The sequence below is a fragment of the Pseudoxanthomonas mexicana genome (genome assembly GCF_046736355.1).
Classification (GTDB): domain Bacteria; phylum Pseudomonadota; class Gammaproteobacteria; order Xanthomonadales; family Xanthomonadaceae; genus Pseudoxanthomonas_A; species Pseudoxanthomonas_A mexicana_B.
In genome coordinates this window covers 1,880,448-1,902,703 of sequence record NZ_CP157201.1, presented here as the reverse complement: position 1 = coordinate 1,902,703, position 22,256 = coordinate 1,880,448, and the positions used below count along the sequence as shown (strand labels likewise).

The window sequence follows — 22,256 nt, the reverse complement described above, 5'->3', positions numbered from 1 at the left end:
CATCGCCACACCGCATCGGACGCCGGGCGATGAAAGCCTTCGCCGCGCTGTTCACCGAACTGGACCGCAGCACCGCCACGCTGGACAAGCGCGCGGCGATGGTCGCCTACCTGGGGCAGGCGCCGCCGCGCGACGCCGCCTGGGCGATCTGGCTGCTGTCCGGCGGCAAGCTGGCGCGCATCGCCAACACGCGCGAACTGCGCGACTGGATTTCCGCCGAAAGCGGCCAGCCGGACTGGCTGGTCGCCGACAGCTACGACCACGTCGGCGATCTGGCCGAGACGCTGACGCTGCTGCTGGACGATCCGGCCGCGCCGGTAACCGACCGACCGCTGCACGCATGGGTCGAGCAACACCTGCTGCCGGTGGCCAACCGCCCCGAGCCGGAGCGCCGCCAGGCCGTCGTCGCCGGCTGGCGCGGCCTGCCCGGCGCGCAGCGGCTGCTGTTCAACAAGCTGCTGACCGGCGCGCTGCGCGTGGGCGTGTCGCAGCGGCTGGTGCAGCAGGCGCTGGCGGACCTGACCGGCATCGACATCGCCCGCATCGCCCAGCGCATGCTCGGCGCATGGCGGCCGACGCCGGCCTTCCTGCAAGACCTGCTCAACCCCGAGGCGCTGGAATCCGACCGCCAGCAGCCCTACCCGTTCTTCCTGGCCTCGCCGCTGGAAGCCGACGCCGCCGCGCTGGGCGACATCGCGCAGTGGTGGCTGGAATGGAAATGGGACGGCATCCGCCTGCAACTGATCCGCCGCGGCGGCGAGATCGCGCTGTGGTCGCGCGGCGAGGAGCGGCTGGACGGCCGTTTCCCGGAAATCGAGGCGGCCGCCGCGCTGCTGCCGCGCGACTGCGTGATCGACGGCGAACTGCTGGGCTGGCGCGAAGGCGACGCGCCGCTGCCGTTCACCGCCTTGCAGACGCGCATCCAGCGCCGCAAGCCGGGACCGAAGGTGCTCGGCGACACCCCGGCGCGCGTGCTGGCCTACGACCTGCTCGAACTTGACGGCGAGGACCTGCGCGCCCTCCCGTTGCGCGAGCGCCGTCATCGGCTCGAACAACTGCTGGTGCCGCTGGCCGATCCGCGCCTGTCGCTGTCGCCGCGCGTGCAGGCGGACGATTGGACGCAGGCGGCCGCGCTGCGCGATAGCGCGCGCGAACGCGGCGTCGAGGGCCTGATGCTCAAGCGCGCCAATTCGACCTACCAGTCCGGCCGCCGCCGCGGCGACTGGTGGAAGTGGAAGATCGATCCGCTGACCATCGACGCGGTGCTGATCTACGCGCAAGCCGGCCACGGCCGCCGCAGCACGCTGTACACCGACTACACCTTCGGCCTGTGGGACGGCGATGCGCTGGTGCCGGTGGCCAAGGCGTATTCCGGGCTGGACGACAGGGAAATCCTCGCCCTCGACGGCTGGATCCGCGCGCACACCAGCGAGCGCTTCGGCCCGGTGCGCGCGGTGCGGCCGCACCATGTGTTCGAACTCGGCTTCGAGGCGGTCAACCTGAGCAAGCGGCACAAGTCGGGCGTGGCGGTGCGCTTCCCGCGCATCCTGCGCTGGCGGCACGACAAGCCGATGGCCGAGGCCGACCGGCTCGATACGCTGAAGGCGCTGGCGCGATGAAGCAACGCGCAGGCGATGGCGCCGAAGCGGACGACAGTGCGCCGCGCGTATCCGCAACGTCCTCCACTGCGGCGCGACGCCTGGCGCAGGCGCGCCTGGCCGGCTGGTTCGCCACCCGCGGCTGGAAACCACTGCCGTTCCAGCGCGAGGCCTGGCGGCGCTACCTGGCCGGCGAATCGGGCCTGCTGCACACGCCGACCGGAAGCGGCAAGACGCTCGCCGCCTTCGGCGGTCCCTTGCTCGAAGCGCTGTCCGATTCCCTTCTCCCACCCGCGGGAGAAGAGCCTGCCCCGTACTTGATACGGGGTGGCCCGAAGGGCCGGATGAGGGCCACCGGCCGCAAAAAAACATCCCGCGCATTGAAAGTCCTGTGGATCACCCCACTGCGCGCCCTCGCCACCGACACCACCCGCGCACTGCGCGAGCCGGTCGAAGCGCTCGGCCTGGACTGGATCATCGCCCAGCGCACCGGCGACGCCAGCGCGCGCGACAAGCGGCTGGCGCGCGCCGGCGACCGGCTGGACGCGCTGGTCACCACACCCGAATCGCTGGCGCTGCTGTTGTCCTATCCCGACACCGCAGCGCACCTGTCGCAGTTGCGCTGCGCGATCGTCGACGAATGGCACGAGCTGCTCGGCAACAAGCGCGGCGTGCTGCTGCAACTGGGCCTGGCGCGGCTGCGCGCGCTGGCGCCGGCGCTGCGCACCTGGGGCCTGTCGGCCACGCTCGGCAACCTGGACGAGGCGCGCGACGTGCTGCTACCGCATGCGCCGCAGGCGGCCATCGTCTCCGGCGTGCGGCCCCGGCAGGTGCGGGTGGAGACGCTGCTCCCCGCGCAGGAGGAACGCTTCCCCTGGGCCGGCCACCTCGGCCTGTCGCAGTTGCCGCGCGTGCTGGAGCGCATCCTCGCCCGGCACAGCAGCCTGCTGTTCACCAATACGCGCGCGCAGGCCGAGCTGTGGTTCCAGGCGCTGGGTGCGGTCTGGCCGGATGACGCGGCCACGCTCGCGCTGCACCACGGCTCGCTGGACCCGGCGCTGCGCGCGGCCGCCGAACAGGGCCTGCGCGACGGCTCGCTGCGCTGCGTGGTCGCCACCTCCAGCCTGGATCTGGGCGTGGACTTTCCCGCCGTCGATCAGGTCTTCCAGATCGGCAGCCCCAAGGGCGTGGCGCGACTGGCGCAGCGCGCCGGCCGCGCGCGCCATCGCCCGGGCGAAAGCGGGCAGATCACCTGCGTGCCGACCCACGCGCTGGAACTGGTCGAATACGCCGCCGCGCGACGGGCGCTGGCCGCGCGCCGCATCGAACCGCGCCGTCCGCCGCGGATGTCGCTGGACGTGCTGGCCCAGCACTGCGTGACGCTGGCGCTGGGCGGCGGTTTCGATGCGGCGGCGCTGCTGGACGAGGTGCGCGGCACGCATGCCTTCGCCGCGCTCGATGCGGCCACTTGGCGGGCGGTGCTGGACTTCATCGTGCAGGGCGGACAGGCGCTGTCGCACTACCCGGATTTCCGCCGCGTAATCGTCGATGCGGACGGCCGCTACCGGGTCGAGGATCGCCGCGTCGCGCTGCGCCACCGGCTGTCCATCGGCACCATCACCAGCGACGGCAGCGTGGCGGTCAGGTTCCTGCGCGGCGGCGGGCTGGGTTCGGTCGAGGAGAGCTTCGTCGGCCGCCTGCGCCGCGGCGATCGCTTCCGCTTCGCTGGCCGCCTGCTGGAACTGGTGCGGCTGGAGGACATGACCGCCTACGTGCGCCTCGCGCGCGGCGGCGAGGGCGTGGTGCCCAAATGGATGGGCGGACGGCTGCCGCTGTCGACCGAACTGGCGCACGAGGTCCAGGCGCTGCTCGCCGATGCCGGCGACGACGACGCGCAACCGCCGGAACTGCGCGCGATGGCGCGGCTGTTGCGGCTTCAGCGCAAGCTCTCGGCGCTGCCGGGCGCCGGCACGGTGCTGGCCGAGTCGGTCAAGACTCGCGACGGCCGGCACCTGTTCCTGTATCCGTTCGCCGGACGGCAGACGCACGAGGGCCTGGCCGCGCTACTGGCGCTGCGCTGGGGACGGCGGCGGCCCAACACGTTCGGCTACTCGGCCAACGACTACGGGCTGGTGCTGTCGCCGGCCACGCCGGACGAGACGGTGGACGCGGCGTTCATCGCCTCGCTTTTCGCTGCGGAAGGCCTGCAGCGCGACCTGCGCGAAAGCCTCAACCTCGGCGAACTGGCGCGCCGGCAGTTCCGCGACATCGCGCGCGTGGCCGGCCTGCTGCCGCCGTCCCTGCCCGGACGCGCGCCGCGCAGCCAGCGCCAGTTGCAGGCCTCCAGCGGGCTGCTGTTCGACGTGCTGCAGAAATACGACCCAGGCCACCTGCTGCTGGCGCAGGCCGAGCGCGAGGTGTTCGATTCGCAACTGGAGATCGCGCGCATCGCCGCGGCGCTGGCCGACCTGTCCGCGCGCACGGTGGACCTGCGCCATCCGCGCGGCCTGACCCCGCTGTCGTTCCCGCTGTGGGCCGAGAGCCTGCGCGGCCACCTCAGCACCGAAGACTGGAAGACCCGCGTGCAGCGCGCCGCCGCGCAACTGGAGCGCCGGCATGGCTGAGACGCTGGACGCCGTCATCGCCGGCGAACCGCTGCGCCTGCTGGCCGGGCGCGCGCTGCACTGGCCGGCGAAGCGGCGGCTGCTGATCGCCGACCTGCACCTGGGCAAGGCCGACGCCTTCCGCCGCGCCGGCATCGGCCTGCCGATCGGCGGCACCGGCGGCGATCTGCAACGGCTGGACGCGCTGGTGGCCGCCACCAGCGCGGACGAAGTCTGGATCCTCGGCGACGTGCTGCATGCCGCCATCCACCCGGCCGCGTGGCGCGAACGCTGGCGGCAGTGGCGCGAACGGCATCCCCGGCTGCGGGTGATCGCGCTCGCCGGCAACCACGACCGCGCCCTGTTCGCGGCGGCGGCCGACCTGCGGCTGGAACTGGTCGGCGAGGCGATGTTCGACGCGCCGTTCGTGCTGCGCCACCTGCCGCAGCCGGAACCGGGCTGGCACGTGCTGTGCGGCCACCTGCACCCGAGAATCGCGGTGCCGGGCCTGCCGCGGCGCTGGCCGGCGTTCTGGCTGCGCGAGGGATTGACGGTGCTGCCGGCGTTCTCCGCCTTCACCGGCGGCATGGCGCCGGCGGCCGCCGCGCCGGAGCGGCTGGCCGCCTGCGTCGAGGGCAGCATCCTGTGGGTGCCGCCGCCGGCCGGCGAACGCGCACGAAAAAGCCGCCCATGAAGGCGGCTTCGTCGTAGGCCGGGAACGCCATGTCGGCGCGTCCGGCGGGTGGAACTGGTGGGCGGTACAAGGTTCGAACTTGTGACCCCTGCCGTGTGAAAGCAGTGCTCTACCGCTGAGCTAACCGCCCGGTAATCGGGCCGCAAATGGTAATGGGGCCGGCCGGATTGGTCAATCGTTCCGAGCCGACGCGCGCTCTGGCCTAGACTGGCGCGATGGAAGACACCTGCTACTACCACAATCCCCGCTGTTCCAAGTCGCGCGAGGCGCTGGCCCTGCTGGCCGCGCGCGGCGTGCAACCCCACCTGGTCGCCTACCTGGAGCAACCGCCCGACACCGGCGAACTGCGCGCCCTGCTGGCCCTGCTCGACCTGCCCGCGCGCGCCCTGCTGCGCACCGGCGAACCCGAGTACGCCGCGCTGGGGCTGGACGACGCCGCGCTGGACGAGGACGCGCTGATCGCGGCGATGGCCGCGCATCCACGGCTGATCGAACGCCCGATCTTCGTCCGTCGCGGCCGCGCGGTGATCGGCCGGCCGCCGGAACGCGTGCTGGACTTGCTGGACTGACGTTACTACCAGCGCCGCACCCACGCCCACGTGTACGTCCGAATAATCCTGCAAAGCCGCCTCCGTCGTCGCCGCGAAGGCGGCACCGCCGAGTAAGCTCGACTCCGCTGCCATCGCCGTGCCAGACCAAAGCAGCCGAGCAAGTTCGGCTCTACAGTGGTTTGCCGGCAGCCATCGGGTGCCGGCTTCATGCGACAACGCTGCCGGCAGGGCCGCGACACAGGGCCGGTCTCACTGCATGAGACTGGCACGGGCTAGAAATCCCGTTCCCCGCCTAGCACTCCATCGCCGATGCCCGCGTCCTCCCCCGCCCGCCTGCCCGCGTCCACGGCCGATGAAACCCTGCCCGCCCGCCTCGACGGCGGCGCGCTGTCCGTGCACCTGGAGCGCAAGTTCGCCGGCCGGGTGACCGGCGCGCAGCGCCTGCCCGCCCGCCCCGCCTGCCGGGTGGACCTGCCGGACGCGCTGCCGCCTGCGCTGGCCCGGGCGCTGCGCACGCGCGGCATCGCGCAGCTGTATTCGCACCAGGGACAGGCATGGGAAGCCACCCGGCGCGGCGAGGACGTGGTCGTCGCCACCGCCACCGCGTCGGGCAAGAGCCTGTGCTACCTGCTGCCGGTGCTGGCGGCGGCGATGACCGGCCGGGCCAAGGCGCTGTTCCTGTTCCCGACCAAGGCGCTGGCGCAGGACCAGGTGGCCGAGCTGCTCGAACTCAACAACGCCGGCAACCTCGGCGTGCGCGCCTTCACCTTCGACGGCGACACCCCGGGCGACGCGCGCCAGGCGATCCGCCTGCACGGCGACGTCGTGGTCAGCAACCCGGACATGCTGCACCAGGGCATCCTGCCGCACCACACCAAGTGGGCGCAGTTCTTCGAGAACCTGAAGTACGTCGTCATCGACGAGGTGCACACCTATCGCGGCGTGTTCGGCTCGCACGTGGCCAACGTGCTGCGGCGCCTGCGGCGCATCTGCGCGTTCTACGGATCGCGGCCGCAGTTCATCCTGTGCTCGGCGACCATCGGCAACCCGCGCCAGCACGCCGAGGCGCTGATCGAGCGCGAAGTCATCGCCATCACCGAATCCGGCGCGCCGGCCGGCGAGCGCCACCTGCTGCTGTGGAACCCGCCGGTGGTCAATCCCGATCTCGGCCTGCGCGCGTCGGCGCGCTCGCAGAGCAACCTGATCGCGCGGCTGGCGATCCGCAGCGGGCTGAAGACGCTGGTGTTCGCGCAGTCGCGGCTGATGGTCGAGGTGCTGACCAAGTACCTGAAGGACATGTTCGACCACGACCCGCGCAAGCCGCCGCGCATCTGCGGCTACCGCGGCGGCTACCTGCCGACCGAACGCCGCGAGGCCGAGCGCGCGATGCGCAGCGGCGACGTCGACGGCATCGTCGCCACCTCGGCGCTGGAGCTGGGCGTGGACATCGGCAGCCTCGACGTGGTGGTGCTCAACGGCTATCCCGGCACGATCGCCGCGACCTGGCAGCGGCTGGGCCGCGCCGGCCGCCGGCAGAAGCCGGCGCTGGGCGTGCTGGTCGCCAGTTCCGATCCGCTGGACCAGTACATCGTGCGGCATCCGGAATTCTTCGCCGCCGCGCCGCCCGAGCAGGCGCGCATCCACGCCGACCAGCCGGTCATCCTGCTCGATCACATTCGCTGCGCGGCGTTCGAGCTGGCCTTCCAGCAAGGCGAGCGCTTCGGTCCGGTCGATCCCGAGGTCTACCTGCAACTGCTGGCCGAGGATGGCGTGCTGCACGCCGAAGGCCAGCGCTACGAATGGGTGGCCGACAGTTACCCCGCCAACGCGGTGAGCCTGCGCTCGGTGGCCGACGGCAACTTCGTCGTCGTCGATCGCAGCGACGGCCGCCAGACCATCATCGCCGAGGTCGACTACACCGCCGCCGCGTCCACGCTGTACGAAGGCGCCATCCACATGGTGCAGAGCATGCCCTACCAGGTCGAACGGCTGGACTGGGAAGGCCGCAAGGCCTACGTCACCCGTACCCACGTGGACTACTACACTGATGCCATCGACTACACCAAGCTGAAGGTGCTGGATCGCTTCGACGGCGCCATCGCCGGCGAAGGCACCTGCCATCACGGCGAGGTGCACGTGGTGCGGCGCGTGGCCGGCTACAAGAAGATCCGCTACTACACCCACGAGAACATCGGCTACGGTCCGGTCACCCTGCCCGACCAGGAACTGCACACCACCGGCGTGTGGTGGCAGTTGTCGCAGGAAGCGCTGGCGCGGCATTTCGACGGACGCCAGCAGGCGCTGGACGGATTCCTCGGCGCCGGCTACGCGCTGCACGTGGTCGCGCGCGTGGCGGTGATGGCCGAGGCGACGGACTTGCAGAAGGCCGTGGGCGACGGCAACGGCGCCTGGTTCGCCGCGTCCGACGGCCGCGGCCGCGGCCAGGCGCGTGGCGGCGATGGCGAAATCGCCGACCTCGACGCCGGCGAGCGCTTCGCCCCGACCCTCTACCTGTACGACCAGTATCCCGGCGGCGTCGGCCTGAGCGAACCGCTGTGGCGGCGCCAGCGCGAACTGCTGGACCACGCCATCGGCCTGGTCCGGCGCTGCGACTGCAAGGCCGGCTGCCCGGCCTGCGTCGGCCCGGTGCTGGCCGCGGACGAGGACGCCGACTGCACGCCGCGCGAACTGGCCCTGCGCGTGCTGCGGGCGCTGGCCGGCGCATGAGCGTATCGCTGGCGCAGTTGCAGCGGCTCAAGCGGCAGGCCGGGCATCGCGGCGCGGCGCCTGCGGCAGCAGCGACCGTTGCCGTCGCGCCGCGGCAGGCCTCGCTGGACGACCTGCGCCGGCTGCTGCGGGTGCGCGCGCCGGAACGCGTGGCGCGGCCGCTGGACGCGGATCGCGGGCTTCCCGGCGTCGAGGTCGCGCCGTCGGTGCGGCTGCTGGAGCGCAGGCTGCCGATGGAACCGGCGCCGGCCGAGATCGATGGCGCCTTCGCGCGCCGCGACGCCATCGCCCGCGACCGGCTGCTGTTCTTCGACACCGAGACCACCGGCCTGTCCGGCGGCACCGGCACGCGCGCCTTCATGATCGGCGCGGCCGACTGGCAGGGCGACGCGCTGCGCATCCGCCAGCTTTACCTGACCGCAACCGCGGGCGAGGCCGACATGCTGGCGCTGTTCCGCCAGTGGCTGCGGCCGGACACCGTGCTCTCCAGCTACAACGGCAAGTGCTACGACGCCCCGCTGCTGGCCACGCGCTACCGCCTGTGCCGGATGGACAATCCGCTGGCCGGGCTGGCCCACGTCGACCTGCTCCATCCCACCCGCCGCCGCTTCCGCGGCGTGTGGGAGAACTGCCGGCTGGCGACCATCGAGCGCAACCGCCTGCGGATCGTGCGCGAGGACGACCTGCCCGGCGCGCAGGCCCCGGCCGCGTGGCTGCACTACCTGCGCGGCGGTTCGGCACACGATCTGCGCCGCGTGGTCGCGCACAACCACCAGGACGTGGTGACGCTGGCGCGGCTGCTGCTGGATTTGTCGCAAGGCGAGGCCGGCAAAGTTGCGTAGCCCCGTAGAGCCGAGCTTGCTCGGCTGCCCGAGCTCCGGAGCCAGGAGCAGCGGAGCAAGCTCTACAGGGCTGTTCCCTTCCCCCGCTTGCGGGGGGAAGGTGCCCGGAGGGCGGATGGGGGCAAGCACAGCGATCGCCCCGCACTTCGGACGCACAAGCGGTTGAGCCCTGTAGAGCCGAGTTTGCTCGGCTGCCCAGGCCCCGGAGCCAGGAGCAGTGGAGCGAGCTCGGCTCTACAGGGCTGTTCCCTTCCCCCGCTTGCGGGGGAAGGTGCCCGGAGGGCGGGGCAAGCCAGCGATGACAACACGCTTCGCGAAAACAGACCTTCACGGCACCTGCTTCGTTTCCCGGACCACCGCTTCAACCAGTGGACAAGCCCGCCAGCCGCGCAAGCTTCCACCCGGCCACAATCGCCAACAGCCCAAGCCCGACGTGCAGCCCGGCGACCAGCGCCAGCCAACCCCAGCGCCCCGCCCGCAGCAGTTGCAGCAGATCCACGCCGAAGGCCGAGAACGTGGTCAGGCCGCCGAGGAGGCCGGTCAGCAGCAGCGCCCGCCAGAAGTCGTCGGGCTGGCGGTGCTCCAGCCAGGCGACGACGATGCCGGCCAGCAGGCAGCCCACCACGTTGACCAGCAGCGTGCTCGCGGCGAATGGATGGTGCGCGGCCTTGGGCAGCAGCAGGTTGGCGCCATGCCGCAGCAGCGCGCCGAGGCTACCACCTGCCGCCACGGCCAATGCCTGCGCGACCAGCGGATTCATGCCTTGCCCTTCTTCGCCGCCGCGCGCGCATCGGCGCGCTGTTGGCGCAGCCGGTCGAGCTTTTCCTTCAGCTTGATCTCCAGCCCGCGCTCGACCGGATGGTAGTAGACGCGCTCGCCCATCGCGTCGGGGAACGCGGTCTGGTCCAGCGCAATGCCGCCCTCGGCGTCGTGGTCGTACTGGTAGCCGCCGCCGTAGCCGAGGTTCTTCATCAGCCGGGTCGGCGCGTTGCGCAGGTGCATCGGCACTTCCTGCGTGCCCAGTTCGCGCACGTCGCTCTTCGCCGCGTTGAAGGCCATGTAGCCGGCGTTGGACTTGGCGGTGCTGGCCAGGTAGATGGCCAGCTGCGCCAGCGCGAGTTCGCCTTCCGGGCTGCCGAGGCGGTCGAAGGTCTCCCAGGCCTGGATCGCCATCTGCAACGCGCGCGGATCGGCCAGGCCGACGTCCTCGACCGCCATCCGCGTCAGCCTGCGCGCCAGGTAGGCCGGGTCGCAGCCGCCGTCGAACATCCGCGCCAGCCAGTACACCGCCGCGTCCGGGTTGGAGCTGCGCACCGACTTGTGCAGCGCCGAGATCTGGTCGTAGAACTGCTCGCCGCCCTTGTCGAAGCGGCGCGTGCGATCGGCCAGCACCTGCAACAGCGTCTGCGCGGTGATGACGTTGTCCTCGTCGGCGGCCAGCTCGGCGGCGATTTCCAGCAGCGTCAGCGCGCGGCGCACGTCGCCATCGGCGGCGCCGGCGATCTCGCGCAGCGCCTCTTCCGACACCTCGACGCCCTGCCCGCCCAGGCCGCGCTCGCCGTCGGCCAGCGCGCGCCGCAGCGCCTCGGCGATGTCTTCCACCGACACCGCTTCCAGCACGTGCACGCGACAGCGCGACAGCAGCGCCGAGTTCAGTTCGAACGAGGGATTCTCGGTGGTCGCGCCGACGAAGATGATGGTGCCGCGCTCGATGTGCGGCAGGAACGCGTCCTGCTGCGCCTTGTTGAAGCGGTGCACCTCGTCGACGAACAGCACGGTGCGCCGGCCTTCGGCAAAGCGCTGGGCGGCCTCGGCCAGCACCTGCCGCACTTCCGGCAGGCCCGACAGCACCGCCGAGATGGCCTTGAACTCCGCGTCGGCGTATTGCGCCAACAACAGCGCCAGCGTGGTCTTGCCGCAGCCCGGCGGCCCCCACAGGATCATCGAGTGCACGTGCCCGGACTCGACCGCGCGGCGCAGCGCGGTGCCCGGCGCCAGCAGCCGGCGCTGGCCGACCATCTCGTCCAGGGTGCGCGGGCGGATGCGCTCGGCCAGCGGGCGCAGCGCCTCGTTGTCCACGCTCAGCAGATCCGGGGTTGGCGGCGGGGTTTTGCGGGTGCGGGCCACGCCGGCATTCTAATGGGATGGCCCGTCAGCGCGTGACGATCCGCATCGCTGCGCCGATTGCCGATGCGCGCCCGCTTACGGGCCGCCCACCACGTCCACGCCCTTGCCCGGCGCGTACTTGAAGGTGTCGCCGGCGAAGGCGGGATTGCGCTTCCAGCCGCTGAAGCGGATCGCGGTGCGCTGGCCGACCGCATCGACCACCTCCATCCGCGCCAGGCCGCCGGCGTCGAAGCCGAGCCGCGCGTGCTGGAAGCTGGCGTCGCCCTCGCGCTTGGGCGTCAGCGACAGCCATTCCAGGCCGTTCTCGCTGCCGGCCTCGGCCACGTCGAACTGCTGGTCCAGCTTGCCGGGATCGATCAGCGCCGACAGCGGGCTGTTCTGTTCCTCGATGCCCTGCTCGCGCACGGTGGCCTGCTGCAGGTCCGGGTCGTAGACCCAGACCTTGCGGCCGTCGGCGACGATCAACTGCTCGTAGGGCTTGACGTATTCCCAGCGGAACAGCCGCGGCGCCGACAGCGCGACGCGGCCGCTGGAGGTTTCCTTGAGCTTGCCGCCGCCGTCGTAGACCTGCTGGGTGAACTGGCCATCCAGGCCCTTCAGGCCGGTGGTGAAGGTCTTGAGGTGATCGCGCGCGCCGGCCAGCGCGGTGCCGGCGAACAGGGCGGTGGTGAGGATGGCGTAGCGGACGGTGCGGCGCATGGTCGGTTCCGGAAGAGCAGTTGCAAGAAGTGTGGCCAAGGAAAACTGAATGGGAGGAAATGGCGGCGCGACCCGCGTTCAGGATTCCCCATTGTCTGTGGGAGCGACGTCAGTCGCGACGACGGAATCGCAGCCTGGCCTAGATTCGGCCGCGGCAGCTTCGACCTTGTCGAGTACTTCAGTCCGCGCTGTCGCGACTGACGTCGCTCCCACAGGGTACGAAGCGCTATCGCGGCGGCGGCGGCGCCAGCACCTGGCGATCGCCATTGTGCTCGGGCGGAGTGACCACGCCGGCCGCTTCCATCGCCTCGATCAGGCGCGCGGCGCGGTTGTAGCCGATCTTCAGCCGGCGCTGCACGCCCGAGATCGACGCGCGCCGGCTCTCGGTGACGATGCGCACCGCCTCGTCGTACAGCGGGTCGCTCTCGTCGCCGGCGCCGCTGCCGGACTCCGGCAGGCCGGTCGGGCCGACCACCACGCCGTCGCCCATCGTCTGCACTTCCTCCAGCACGCCTTCGATGTAGTCGGCGCTGCCGCTGGCCTTGAGGTGCTCGACCACGCGGTGCACCTCCTCGTCGCTGACGAAGGCGCCGTGCACGCGGTCGGGCATCGCCGTGCCCGGCGGCAGGTACAGCATGTCGCCGTGGCCGAGCAGGGTCTCGGCGCCGGACTGGTCGAGGATGGTGCGCGAGTCGATCTTGGAACTGACCTGGAAGGCGATGCGGGTCGGGATGTTGGCCTTGATGAGGCCTGTGATCACGTCCACCGACGGGCGCTGGGTGGCCAGGATCAGGTGGATGCCGGCCGCGCGCGCCTTCTGCGCCAGCCGCGCGATCAGCTCCTCGACCTTCTTGCCGACGATCATCATCATGTCGGCGAATTCGTCGATGAAGATGACGATGAAGGGCATCGGCTCCAGCGGAACAGGCGCCTCGGCCAGGTCGGGATTGGGCTTGAACAGCGGGTCCATCAACGGCTGGCCGGCGTCCATCGCATCCCTGACCTTCTTGTTGAAGCCGGCCAGGTTGCGCACGCCCACCGCGCTCATCAGCTTGTAGCGGCGCTCCATCTCGGCCACGCACCAGCGCAGGCCGTTGGCGGCCTCCTTCATGTCGGTGACCACCGGCGCCAGCAGGTGCGGGATGCCCTGGTAGACGCTCAGCTCGAGCATCTTCGGGTCGATCATCAGCATGCGCAGGTCTTTCGGGCTGGCCTTGTAGAGCAGGCTCAGCACCATCGCGTTGACCGCCACCGACTTGCCCGAACCGGTGGTGCCCGCCACCAGCAGGTGCGGCATGCGCGCAAGATCCGCCACGGTCGGGCGGCCGGCGATGTCCTTGCCCAGCGCCAGCGTCAGCACGCTGCCGGACTTGTCGTATTCCTTCGAGCGCAGCAGCTCGGACAGGAAGATCATCTCGCGGCTGGTGTTGGGGATCTCCAGGCCGATCACCGACTTGCCCGGGATCACGTCGACCACGCGCACCGACTTGACGCTCAATCCGCGCGCGATGTCCTTGTCCAGCGAGCTGATCTGGCTGACCTTGACGCCGGGCGCCGGCTCCATCTCGAAGCGCGTGATCACCGGGCCGGGATAGGCGCCGACCACCTGCACGTCGATGCGGAAGTCCTTGAGCTTGAACTCGATCTGCCGCGACAGCGTTTCCAGCGTCTCTTCCGAATAGCCCTTGGTCTGCGGCCTGGGATCGTCCAGCAGTGACAGCGGCGGCAACCCGGAATCGTCGCCGCCGGTGCCGTGGAACAGCGGGATCTGCTGCTCGCGCTTGGCCCGCTCGCTCTTCTCGATGACCGGCGCCGGCGGCGGCTCGATGTGCACCGGCTCGCGCCTGGCGCGCGCGACCGCCTCGACCTTGCGCACGATCTCGCGCTCCTCGCGCAGCGCGCGGGTCTGCTTCCATTCGTCGGCCTGCTTCTGTCCGCGGCGGAACCACTCCGGGACCATCAGCACCCACTTGCCGATGCGCTCCATCACCGCGAACCACGACAGCCCGGTCGCCAGCGTCACCGACACCAGGAACAGCGCCAGCAGGAACAGGTTGCCGCCCAGCGCGCCGAACCCGCGCATCAGCGACTTGCCGATCAGCGTGCCGAGGATGCCGCCGGCGCCGGCGGTGAAATGCACCGCCGGGAAGTCGCGCAGATACAGCAGCCCGGTGGCCGAAACCAGGAAGCCGACCATGCCGACCAGCCGCAGCGCCGGTCCCAGGTCGGCCTGGCCGTCGCCATCGCTGTCCAGGCCGAACAGCGCGATCCATGCGATCGCGCCCAGCACGACCGGCAGCAGGAAGGCCACGTAGCCGAAGAAGCCGAGCAGGATGGAGGCGGTCTTGGCGCCGACCAGCCCGCCCCAGTTCCGGATCGGCGCGGTCAGGCTGCCGGCCTGCGACCAGCCCGGATCATCGGACGAATAGGAGAACAGGCTGGCGAACAGGTAGACCAGCAGCGGCGCGATCGCGATCAGCGCCAGGTCGCGCCAGAGGCGCTGGCGGCGCGGCGGAACGGCGGCGGCCGGCTTGCGGGCCGACTTGGCGCCCTGGGTTCTACCGCTTTCCGGAAGCTGCTTCGCCACCTGTGGACCAGACCTTAGAAATATCCCGTTAGTCTTTGATAGTAAACGAATCGCCACGCCTTTTCAGCGGGGCGCCGGCCCTGCGCATCATCCGCGCGGCAATAAAAACGCCGCAACCGCGGCGCCCCGTTCTCCAGCTTTCGCGCCGGCCCTGCTGCATCGGCGCATTCCATTCATGCGCCTTGATCGGATCCGGTGGCGCCGCCACTCTATGCGCCTGCGATGGCCGTGAACCACGCGATCGCAGTCCCGAATCCACCTGACGCGAGTATACATGAGCACCTCGAAGCACTGCCGCCTGTTGATCCTGGGCTCCGGCCCCGCTGGCTGGACCGCCGCCGTCTACGCCGCCCGCGCCAACCTTAAGCCCGTCGTGATCACCGGTTTGCAGCAGGGCGGCCAGCTGATGACCACCACCGAGGTGGACAACTGGCCCGGCGACGCCCACGGCCTGATGGGGCCGGACCTGATGGCGCGCATGCAGGCGCACGCCGAGCGCTTCGAGACCGAGGTCATCTTCGACCACATCCATACCGCCGACCTGTCCAAGCGCCCGTTCAAGCTGATCGGCGACAACGGCGAGTACACCGCCGACGCGCTGATCATCGCCACCGGCGCGACCGCCAAGTACCTGGGGCTGCCGTCGGAGGAGGCCTTCAAGGGCCGCGGCGTCTCCGCCTGCGCCACCTGCGACGGCTTCTTCTACCGCGACCAGGACGTGGCGGTCATCGGCGGCGGCAACACCGCCGTCGAGGAGGCGCTGTACCTGTCCAACATCGCCCGCAAGGTCTACCTGGTGCACCGCCGCGACACCCTGCGCGCGGAGAAGATCATGCAGGACAAGCTGTTCGCCAAGATCCAGGCCGGCAAGATCGAGCCGATCTGGCACCACACCGTCGACGAGGTGCTCGGCGACGAGACCGGCGTGACCGGCATCCGGGTCAAGTCGGTGCAGGACGGCGGCACCCGCGACGTCGCCGTGCACGGCTTCTTCGTCGCCATCGGCCACACGCCGAACACCGGCCTGTTCGAGGGCCAGTTGGAGATGAGCAACGGTTACCTCAGGATCCGCTCCGGCATCGAGGGCAACGCCACCGCCACGACCATCCCGGGCGTGTTCGCGGCCGGCGACGTCACCGACCAGCACTACCGCCAGGCCATCACCTCCGCCGGGTTCGGCTGCATGGCCGCGCTGGATGCCGAGCGCTTCCTCGACAAGGACGGCTGACCCGGGGCCGTCCATCGCGCCCGCCGGGACCGGAGCGGCACCGACGCGGTCCCGCTCCGGCCGGCGGGCGCACTCACGCTTTCCCTGCGCCGGAGCGACGAGGTGAGCGCCCTGCAAGTCCGCCTGCATCAACGGCTCGCCGAGATTCCCGCCGCGCAATGGGATGCGCTGCACGATGGCGGCAATCCCTTCGTCGGCCACGCCTTCCTGTCCGGGCTGGAGGAAACCGGCTGCCTACGCGAGCGCTGGGGCTGGCGTCCCTGCCACCTTGCGCTGTGGCAGGGCGATCGCCTGCGGGCGGCCGCGCCGGGTTACCTGAAGGACAACTCGCACGGCGAGTTCGTGTTCGATCACGCCTGGGCGCAGGCCTATGCCCATCACGGGCGCGACTACTACCCCAAGTGGCTGGCGGCGGTGCCGTATACGCCGGTGACCGGGCCGCGCCTGCTCGCGGCCGACGCCGAAGCGCGCGCGGCGCTGCTGCGCGCCATCGTCGCGCACGCCGGCGAGGCGGGCCTGTCCTCGGCGCATGTCAACTTCCATACCGCCGAGGAGGACGCCGCATTCGGCGACGACTGGCTGCCGCGCATCGACCTGCAATACCACTGGCGTAATCCCGGCCACTGGCGCGGCTTCGACGACTACCTGGCGGCGATGGACCACAAGCATCGCAAGAACATCCGCCAGGAGCGCAGCCGCGTCGCCCGCGCCGGCGTGGCCTTCCGCATCGTGCACGGCGACGAGGCCGGCGAGGCCGACCTCGACGCGATGTACGGCTTCTACCTGCAGACCTTCGCCGAGTACGGCAACTCGCCGGCGCTGACGCCGGCGTTCCTGCGCCATCTCGCCACCGCCCTTGCCCGCCGGCTCGTGCTGGTGCTGGCCGACCTGGGAGGCGAGACCATCGCCGGCGCGCTGTGCCTGCGCGGCGGCGACACCCTGTACGGCCGCTACTGGGGCGCGACCCGCCTCCTGCCCGGCCTGCACTTCGAGACCTGCTACTACCAGGGCATCGACTACTGCCTGCGCGAAGGCCTGCACGTCTTCGAGCCCGGCGCGCAGGGCGAGCACAAGATCGCGCGCGGCTTCCTGCCCGTGCAGGTGCACAGTCGGCACTGGATCGCCGATCCGGCCTTCGCCGAACCGCTGCGGCGCTGGTGCCTGGAGGAAGCGCGCGTGGTGCGCCGCCACCAGGCGACGCTGGCCACGCATTCGCCGTTCAAGGCCGTGGCGGGCGCGCAAGCCTAGGCGTGTCATGCACGTTCCCGCATCCGGCCGCGGCGAGCCGAGCAAGCCCGGCTCTACAGCCAGGCTTGTTGTAGAGCCGAGCTTGCTCGGCTCCCAGCCATGCCGGCAGCAGCCCAGACGCACGGACTCGCCGTCGTGCCTGCGACTTCTTGCTTCAAAGACCCGCCTTCACAGGGATGGCGGTGGAGCGAAATGCATCGGCTGCCGGAGATAATCCCGGCATGAGCAAGCTCCCTTTCCTGCTGTCGCCGGATCCGCGCGCGCCCTTCCCGCCCGCGCACCTGGCGCTGCGCGAACCCGATGGCCTGCTTGCCATCGGCGGCGACCTGTCGCCGGTGCGCCTGCTCAACGCCTACCGGCACGGCATCTTCCCGTGGTTCTCCGAAGGCCAGCCGCCGCTGTGGTGGTCGCCGGATCCGCGCACGGTGTTCCGCAGCGAAGGCGTGCGGCTGTCCTCGAAGTTCCGCCGCGGACTGCGCCACAGCCGCTGGCAGGTGCGTGCCGACGGCGCCTTCGCCGAGGTCCTCGCCCATTGCGCGCAGGCGCCGCGGCGCGGTCAATCCGGCACCTGGATCACCGAGGCGATGCAGGCGGCCTATCTCGAACTGCACGCGCTCGGCCACGCCCACTCGATCGAGGTGTACGACGACGATCGGCTGGTCGGCGGCCTGTACGGCGTGGCGATCGGCAGGATGTTCTTCGGCGAGAGCATGTTCAGCGCCGCATCCGGCGGCTCGAAAGTGGCGCTGGCGGCGCTGGCGTGGCGGTTGGCCGAATGGGGCTGGCCGCTGATCGACGCGCAGGTCGAGAACGAGCACCTGCTGAGCCTGGGCGCGGAAAGCTGGCCGCGGCCGCGCTTCCTGCAGGCGCTGGCCCGGCAGGTCGCGCTGGCGGCGCCGGCGGGCCACTGGCGCACGGTCTTCGCCCCCCTGGCCGCGGCCGAACTGGCCGGGCAACTCCCGCCTTAACGGTTTTTTTGCGCGCGGGTCAAGTCCCGGGTAGAATACCGGGCTTCGCCTCGGCTTCCGCCGCCGCACATCACAGGTCTACATGTCGAAAGACGACTCCATTGAATTCGAAGGCACCGTCACCGAGACGCTGCCCAACACCATGTTCCGGGTCACCCTGGAGAACGGGCATTCCATCATCGCCCACATCTCCGGCCGCATGCGCAAGAACTACATCCGCATCCTGACCGGCGACAAGGTCAAGGTCGAGATGACGCCCTACGACCTGACCAAGGGACGCATCACCTACCGCATGAAGTGACGCGGTGCCGATGCGCGGAAGAAGCGGCCGGCGGCCGCTTTTTTCATGCGCGAAGGGTCGGCGGGATTCGGCACCGCCACAACGGGAACGGCCACCTCGCGGGGTGGCCGTCCTCGTTTGCCGGGTCGGTGCGGCGTATCAGACCGTGACCGGCAGCAGCCGCTCCGGCTCGGCCTGCGCATCGACCACCAGCTCGCCGTCCTTGACGTCGATGCTGACCCGGCCGCCGCCGACCAGCTTGCCGAACAGCAGTTCGTCGGCCAGCGGGCGCTTGACCTTGTCCTGGATCACCCGCGCCATCGGGCGGGCGCCCATCAGCGGGTCGAAGCCGTGCTGGGCCAGCCAGTCGCGCGCGGCCGGCGTGGCCGACAGGGCGACGTGCTTCTCCTGCAACAGCATCTCCAGCTCGATCAGGAACTTGTCCACCACCCGCAGGATGTGGTCGAAGCCCAGCGGCTGGAACTGCACCACCGCGTCGAGGCGGTTGCGGAACTCCGGCGAGAAGCTGCGGCGGATGACCTCCATCGCGTCGGTGGAGTGATCCTGCTTGGTGAAGCCGATGCTGCGGCGCGAGGCCTGCGCGGCGCCGGCGTTGGTGGTCATCACCAGCACCACGTTCTTGAAGTTGGCCTCGCGGCCGTTGGTGTCGGTGAGCACGCCGCGGTCCATCACCTGCAACAGGATGTTGAAGATGTCCGGGTGCGCCTTCTCCACCTCGTCCAGCAGCAGCACGCAGTGCGGCGTCTTGACGATCTTCTCGGTCAGCAGGCCGCCCTGGTCGAAGCCCACGTAGCCCGGGGGCGCGCCGATCAGCCGGCTGACCGAATGCGGCTCCATGTACTCGCTCATGTCGAAGCGCACCAGCTCGATGCCCAGTTGCAGCGCCAGCTGCCGGGTCACCTCGGTCTTGCCCACGCCGGTGGGGCCGGCGAACAGGAAGTTGCCGATCGGCTTGTCCGGATTGCCCAGGCCCGAGCGCGCCAGCTTGATCGCCGAGGCCAGCGTCTCGATGGCCGGATCCTGGCCGAAGATCACCATCTTCAGGTTGCGCTCCAGGTGTTGCAGCACGTCCTTGTCCGACGAGGTGACCTGCTTGGCCGGGATGCGCGCCATCTTGGCGACGATGGTCTCGATCTCCTCGACGTCGATCAGCTCCTTGCGCGTGCCCTCCGGCAGCAGCCGCTGGCGCGCGCCGGCCTCGTCGATGACGTCGATGGCCTTGTCCGGCAGCAGGCGGTCGCCGATGTGCTTGACCGACAGGTCGACCGCCGCCTGCAGCGCATCGTCGGCATAGGTCACGCCGTGGTGCGCCTCGTACTTGGGCTTGAGGCCCTGGAGGATCTCGAAGGTCTCGCCGATGGTCGGCTCGACCACGTCGATCTTCTGGAAGCGCCGCGCCAGCGCGCGGTCCTTCTCGAAGATGCCGCGGTATTCCTGGAAGGTGGTCGAGCCGATGCAGCGCAGGTCGCCCGAGGCCAGCGCCGGCTTGATCAGGTTGGAGGCGTCCATCGTGCCGCCGGACGCCGAGCCGGCGCCGATGATGGTGTGGATCTCGTCGATGAACAGGATCGCGCCGTCGTGCTTCTTGATCGCCGCCAGCACGCTCTTCAGCCGCTTCTCGAAGTCGCCGCGGTACTTGGTGCCGGCCACCAGCGCGCCCAGGTCGAGCGAGAAGATGGTCGCATCCAGCAGCACCTCCGGCACCTCGCCGTCGACGATGCGCTTGGCCAGCCCCTCGGCCAGCGCGGTCTTGCCGACGCCGGCCTCGCCGACGTACAGCGGGTTGTTCTTGCGCCGGCGGCACAGCACCTGGATGGTGCGCTCGATCTCGTCGCCGCGGCCGACCAGCGGATCGATGCGACCGTGGCGGGCCGCCTCGTTGAGGTTGCTGGCGAACTCGGCCAGCGCGTCGCCCTTGCCCTCGCCCTCGCCGCCCTCGGCCTTGCCCTCGCTTTCCGGGTGCGGCTGGCCCTCGCCTTCCTCGCCCTGCTTGGCGATGCCGTGCGACAGGTAGTTGACGATGTCCAGCCGGGTCACGTCCTGCTGGGTCAGGTAGTAGACCGCGTGCGAGTCCTTCTCGCCGAAGATGGCGACCAGCACGTTGGCGCCGGTGACCTCCTTCTTGCCCGAGGACTGCACGTGGTAGACGGCGCGCTGGAGCACGCGCTGGAAGCCCAGCGTGGGCTGGGTGTCGCGGCCGTCGTCGTCGGCCAGGCGCGAGACGGAGGCCTCGATGGCCTGCTCCAGCTCGCGCTGCAGGCGCGGCGAATCGGCCCCGCAGGCCTTCAGGACCGCCTGCGCGGAAGGGTTCTCGAGCAGCGAGAGCAGCAGGTGCTCGACGGTCATGAACTCGTGGCGGGCCTCGCGGGCGCGCTTGTAGCACTGGCCGATGGTTTGTTCGAGGTCTTTGCTGAACATGGAATGCCTCCGGGGCCGATGGCAACAATATGCGGCTTCGGGTGTGAAATTCCATCATGCGCCTGAACCCCTGCGTTCAGGCGGGGTTGCCCTGCCCCTGCGCGGGTCGTCCCCACGGCCGCGAAGGTCAGGATTTCTCCATCGTGCACAGCAGCGGATGCTGGTTGATGCGCGAGAATTCGTTGACCTGGGCGACCTTGGACTCGGCCACCTCGCGGCTGTAGACCCCGCACACGCCGCGGCCGCGGGTATGCACGTGCAGCATCACCTGGGTGGCCCTTTCCAGGTCCATCCCGAAGAACTGCTGCAGCACCACCACCACGAAGTCCATCGGGGTGTAGTCGTCGTTGAGCAGCAGCACCTGGTACAGCGGCGGCGGCATGACCTCGGGCTTGCCGGTCTGCACCAGCAGGCCGGTGTCGCGGTCGTTTTCTTGCTTGTGGGCCATGCCGGCGATTATACGGATTGGACGGAGCGTGCCGCTGCCCGCACAATTCGGGCTTCACACATGGAAAACGCCATGAAGCCCTTTCTCCCCGCCCTGCTGTGCCTGTTGTCCCTGCCGCTTTCGGCGGCCCCGCCGGCCGCCGAAAACAAGGCCGATCCCGGCATCGCCCGGCAACTGGAGCAGTTGCGGTACGAATACGAGATCGACGAGGACGGCGACTACCGGCTGCTGATGGCCGTGGACGAGGACAGCGGGCGAAGCCAGTGGGTGTACGTGCGCTCGACGGTGGAGAAGTACGGCGAGCACCGCGTCCGCGAGCTCTGGTCCTACGCCTACCGCGCCAATGGCTCCGCGTTCCCGTCGCTGGTGGCCAACCGCCTGCTCGAGGCCTCCAACAACCTCATCATGGGCAGCTGGGTCAAGCAGGACCAGAGCGCGGTGCTGGTCGTCAAGATTCCGGCCGATGCCGATGCCGAGGCGCTGGACGATGCCATCGTCGCGGCCGCGCAGTCGGCCGACGAGATGGAAAGGGAACTGGCCGACGACCCGGCCTCGGACGACTACTGAGCCGCGCCGATGACCTACCGCGAAGGCCGTTTCTGGCAGCCGGACGTGACCGTGGCCACGGTGGTGGTGCGCGACGGGCGCCTGCTGATGGTCGAGGAGACCGCCCACGGCCGGGCGGTGTTCAACCAGCCGGCCGGCCACCTGGAGCCGGACGAGAGCCTGCTGGAGGCGGCCCTGCGCGAGACCCGCGAGGAGACCGGCTGGGACGTGCGCCTGACCGGCTTCGTCGGCGCCTACCAGTGGAAGGCCGAGCCGCCGGCGCAGGGCGGCAGCGGCCGCCACTACCTGCGCTTCGCCTTCGCCGCCGAACCGGTGCGCCACGATCCGGAACGCCCGCTCGACGAGGGCATCCTGCGCGCGATCTGGCTGACCCCGGCCGAGTTGCAGGCCGAGCAGGCGCGCCACCGCAGCCCGCTGGTGTGGCGGGTGGTCGAGGACTTCCTGGCCGGGCGCCGCTATCCGCTGTCGATGCTGGGGCATCTGCCGTGAGCGGGTTCCGTCGCGCTTGCCCCCACCCATCCGCCCGGCCCGGCGCAACGCGCCGGCCGTTCGGACGGCCTGCGCGGCAATGCCGCGCAATCAGGCCCTCCTTGCCTCCCGCAAGCGGGGGAGGAGAATACGTGCCGGGCGGAATCGGCTTCGAGCGCAGC

At 70.5% G+C, this 22,256-nt stretch carries 18 protein-coding genes and 1 tRNA gene; 12 read left to right on the top strand and 7 right to left on the bottom strand.

The features are described from left to right. Nucleotides 1-29: 29 nt before the first annotated feature. The 3 genes from AAG688_RS08780 to pdeM are packed head-to-tail and all read left to right on the top strand — an operon-like array spanning nt 30 to nt 4,895. Nucleotides 30-1,619: an ATP-dependent DNA ligase gene (locus tag AAG688_RS08780; RefSeq protein ID WP_411831879.1), complete on the top strand. Its 1,590-nt coding sequence runs from the start codon at nt 30-32 to the stop codon at nt 1,617-1,619. Next, nucleotides 1,616-4,222, top strand: a complete 2,607-nt coding sequence (locus AAG688_RS08775; protein WP_411831878.1) for a ligase-associated DNA damage response DEXH box helicase — start codon at nt 1,616-1,618, stop codon at nt 4,220-4,222. The genes AAG688_RS08780 and AAG688_RS08775 overlap by 4 nt, the downstream gene beginning before the upstream one ends. Then, on the top strand, nt 4,215-4,895 hold the full coding sequence (pdeM, locus tag AAG688_RS08770; protein WP_411831877.1) for a ligase-associated DNA damage response endonuclease PdeM: 681 nt from the start codon (nt 4,215-4,217) through the stop codon (nt 4,893-4,895). The genes AAG688_RS08775 and pdeM overlap by 8 nt, the downstream gene beginning before the upstream one ends. Nucleotides 4,896-4,950: 55 nt before the next feature. On the opposite strand, the gene AAG688_RS08765 is transcribed toward pdeM, so the two are convergent. After that, nucleotides 4,951-5,025 (bottom strand) — tRNA-Val (locus AAG688_RS08765). An 85-nt stretch (nt 5,026-5,110) separates the two neighbouring features. Between AAG688_RS08765 and arsC the strand changes: the two genes are divergently transcribed. From arsC to AAG688_RS08750, 3 genes are all read left to right on the top strand, one after another. After that, nucleotides 5,111-5,464: an arsenate reductase (glutaredoxin) gene (arsC, locus tag AAG688_RS08760; protein ID WP_411831875.1), complete on the top strand. Its 354-nt coding sequence runs from the start codon at nt 5,111-5,113 to the stop codon at nt 5,462-5,464. 291 nt (nt 5,465-5,755) lie between these two features. After that, on the top strand, nt 5,756-8,173 hold the full coding sequence (locus tag AAG688_RS08755) for a DEAD/DEAH box helicase (RefSeq protein ID WP_411831874.1): 2,418 nt from the start codon (nt 5,756-5,758) through the stop codon (nt 8,171-8,173). Next, nucleotides 8,170-9,015: a ribonuclease H-like domain-containing protein gene (locus AAG688_RS08750; RefSeq protein WP_411831873.1), complete on the top strand. Its 846-nt coding sequence runs from the start codon at nt 8,170-8,172 to the stop codon at nt 9,013-9,015. The genes AAG688_RS08755 and AAG688_RS08750 overlap by 4 nt, the downstream gene beginning before the upstream one ends. Nucleotides 9,016-9,376: 361 nt before the next feature. On the opposite strand, the gene AAG688_RS08745 is transcribed toward AAG688_RS08750, so the two are convergent. The 4 genes from AAG688_RS08745 to AAG688_RS08730 all read right to left on the bottom strand — a co-directional run bounded on the left by AAG688_RS08745 (nt 9,377) and on the right by AAG688_RS08730 (nt 14,428). Next, on the bottom strand, nt 9,377-9,775 hold the full coding sequence (locus tag AAG688_RS08745; RefSeq protein WP_411831872.1) for a fluoride efflux transporter FluC: 399 nt from the start codon (nt 9,773-9,775) through the stop codon (nt 9,377-9,379). Continuing rightward, complete coding sequence (locus AAG688_RS08740) at nt 9,772-11,142, bottom strand: replication-associated recombination protein A (protein WP_411831871.1); 1,371 nt, start codon at nt 11,140-11,142, stop codon at nt 9,772-9,774. The genes AAG688_RS08745 and AAG688_RS08740 overlap by 4 nt, the downstream gene beginning before the upstream one ends. Nucleotides 11,143-11,217: 75 nt before the next feature. After that, nucleotides 11,218-11,841: an outer membrane lipoprotein chaperone LolA gene (gene lolA, locus AAG688_RS08735; protein ID WP_411831870.1), complete on the bottom strand. Its 624-nt coding sequence runs from the start codon at nt 11,839-11,841 to the stop codon at nt 11,218-11,220. A gap of 226 nt (nt 11,842-12,067) precedes the next feature. Continuing rightward, on the bottom strand, nt 12,068-14,428 hold the full coding sequence (locus AAG688_RS08730) for a DNA translocase FtsK (protein ID WP_411831869.1): 2,361 nt from the start codon (nt 14,426-14,428) through the stop codon (nt 12,068-12,070). A 274-nt stretch (nt 14,429-14,702) separates the two neighbouring features. Here AAG688_RS08730 and trxB point away from each other — a divergent pair, with 274 nt between their 5' ends. The 4 genes from trxB (at nt 14,703) to infA (ending at nt 18,173) form a co-directional block, all read left to right on the top strand. Beyond that, nucleotides 14,703-15,656 carry a thioredoxin-disulfide reductase gene (trxB, locus tag AAG688_RS08725; protein WP_411831868.1) on the top strand — a complete coding sequence of 318 codons (954 nt, stop codon included), beginning with the start codon at nt 14,703-14,705 and terminating at the stop codon, nt 15,654-15,656. Between the two features lie 102 nt (nt 15,657-15,758). Then, a complete protein-coding gene (locus AAG688_RS08720) occupies nt 15,759-16,904 on the top strand; it encodes a GNAT family N-acetyltransferase (protein WP_411831867.1) in 1,146 nt (381 codons plus the stop codon). Nucleotides 16,905-17,125: 221 nt separating this feature from the next. Further along, the gene (aat, locus tag AAG688_RS08715) at nt 17,126-17,872 is read left to right on the top strand and encodes a leucyl/phenylalanyl-tRNA--protein transferase (protein WP_411831866.1); all 747 of its coding nucleotides are present in this window, start codon (nt 17,126-17,128) and stop codon (nt 17,870-17,872) included. 82 nt (nt 17,873-17,954) lie between these two features. Continuing rightward, entirely contained in the window at nt 17,955-18,173 is a 219-nt protein-coding gene (gene infA, locus AAG688_RS08710) for a translation initiation factor IF-1 (RefSeq protein ID WP_411831865.1), read from the top strand. 138 nt (nt 18,174-18,311) lie between these two features. Here the strand turns inward: infA and clpA are convergent, their stop codons facing one another. Both clpA and clpS read right to left on the bottom strand, forming a co-directional pair. Next, nucleotides 18,312-20,591 (bottom strand): ATP-dependent Clp protease ATP-binding subunit ClpA, encoded by a 2,280-nt coding sequence (clpA, locus tag AAG688_RS08705; protein WP_411831864.1) that lies wholly within the window; start codon nt 20,589-20,591, stop codon nt 18,312-18,314. Between the two features lie 127 nt (nt 20,592-20,718). Further along, nucleotides 20,719-21,039 (bottom strand): ATP-dependent Clp protease adapter ClpS, encoded by a 321-nt coding sequence (gene clpS, locus AAG688_RS08700; protein WP_411831863.1) that lies wholly within the window; start codon nt 21,037-21,039, stop codon nt 20,719-20,721. Nucleotides 21,040-21,111: 72 nt separating this feature from the next. Between clpS and AAG688_RS08695 the strand changes: the two genes are divergently transcribed. Then, nucleotides 21,112-21,606 (top strand): hypothetical protein, encoded by a 495-nt coding sequence (locus AAG688_RS08695; RefSeq protein WP_411831862.1) that lies wholly within the window; start codon nt 21,112-21,114, stop codon nt 21,604-21,606. Nucleotides 21,607-21,615: 9 nt separating this feature from the next. After that, complete coding sequence (locus tag AAG688_RS08690; protein WP_411831861.1) at nt 21,616-22,095, top strand: NUDIX hydrolase; 480 nt, start codon at nt 21,616-21,618, stop codon at nt 22,093-22,095. Nucleotides 22,096-22,256 lie beyond the last annotated feature (161 nt).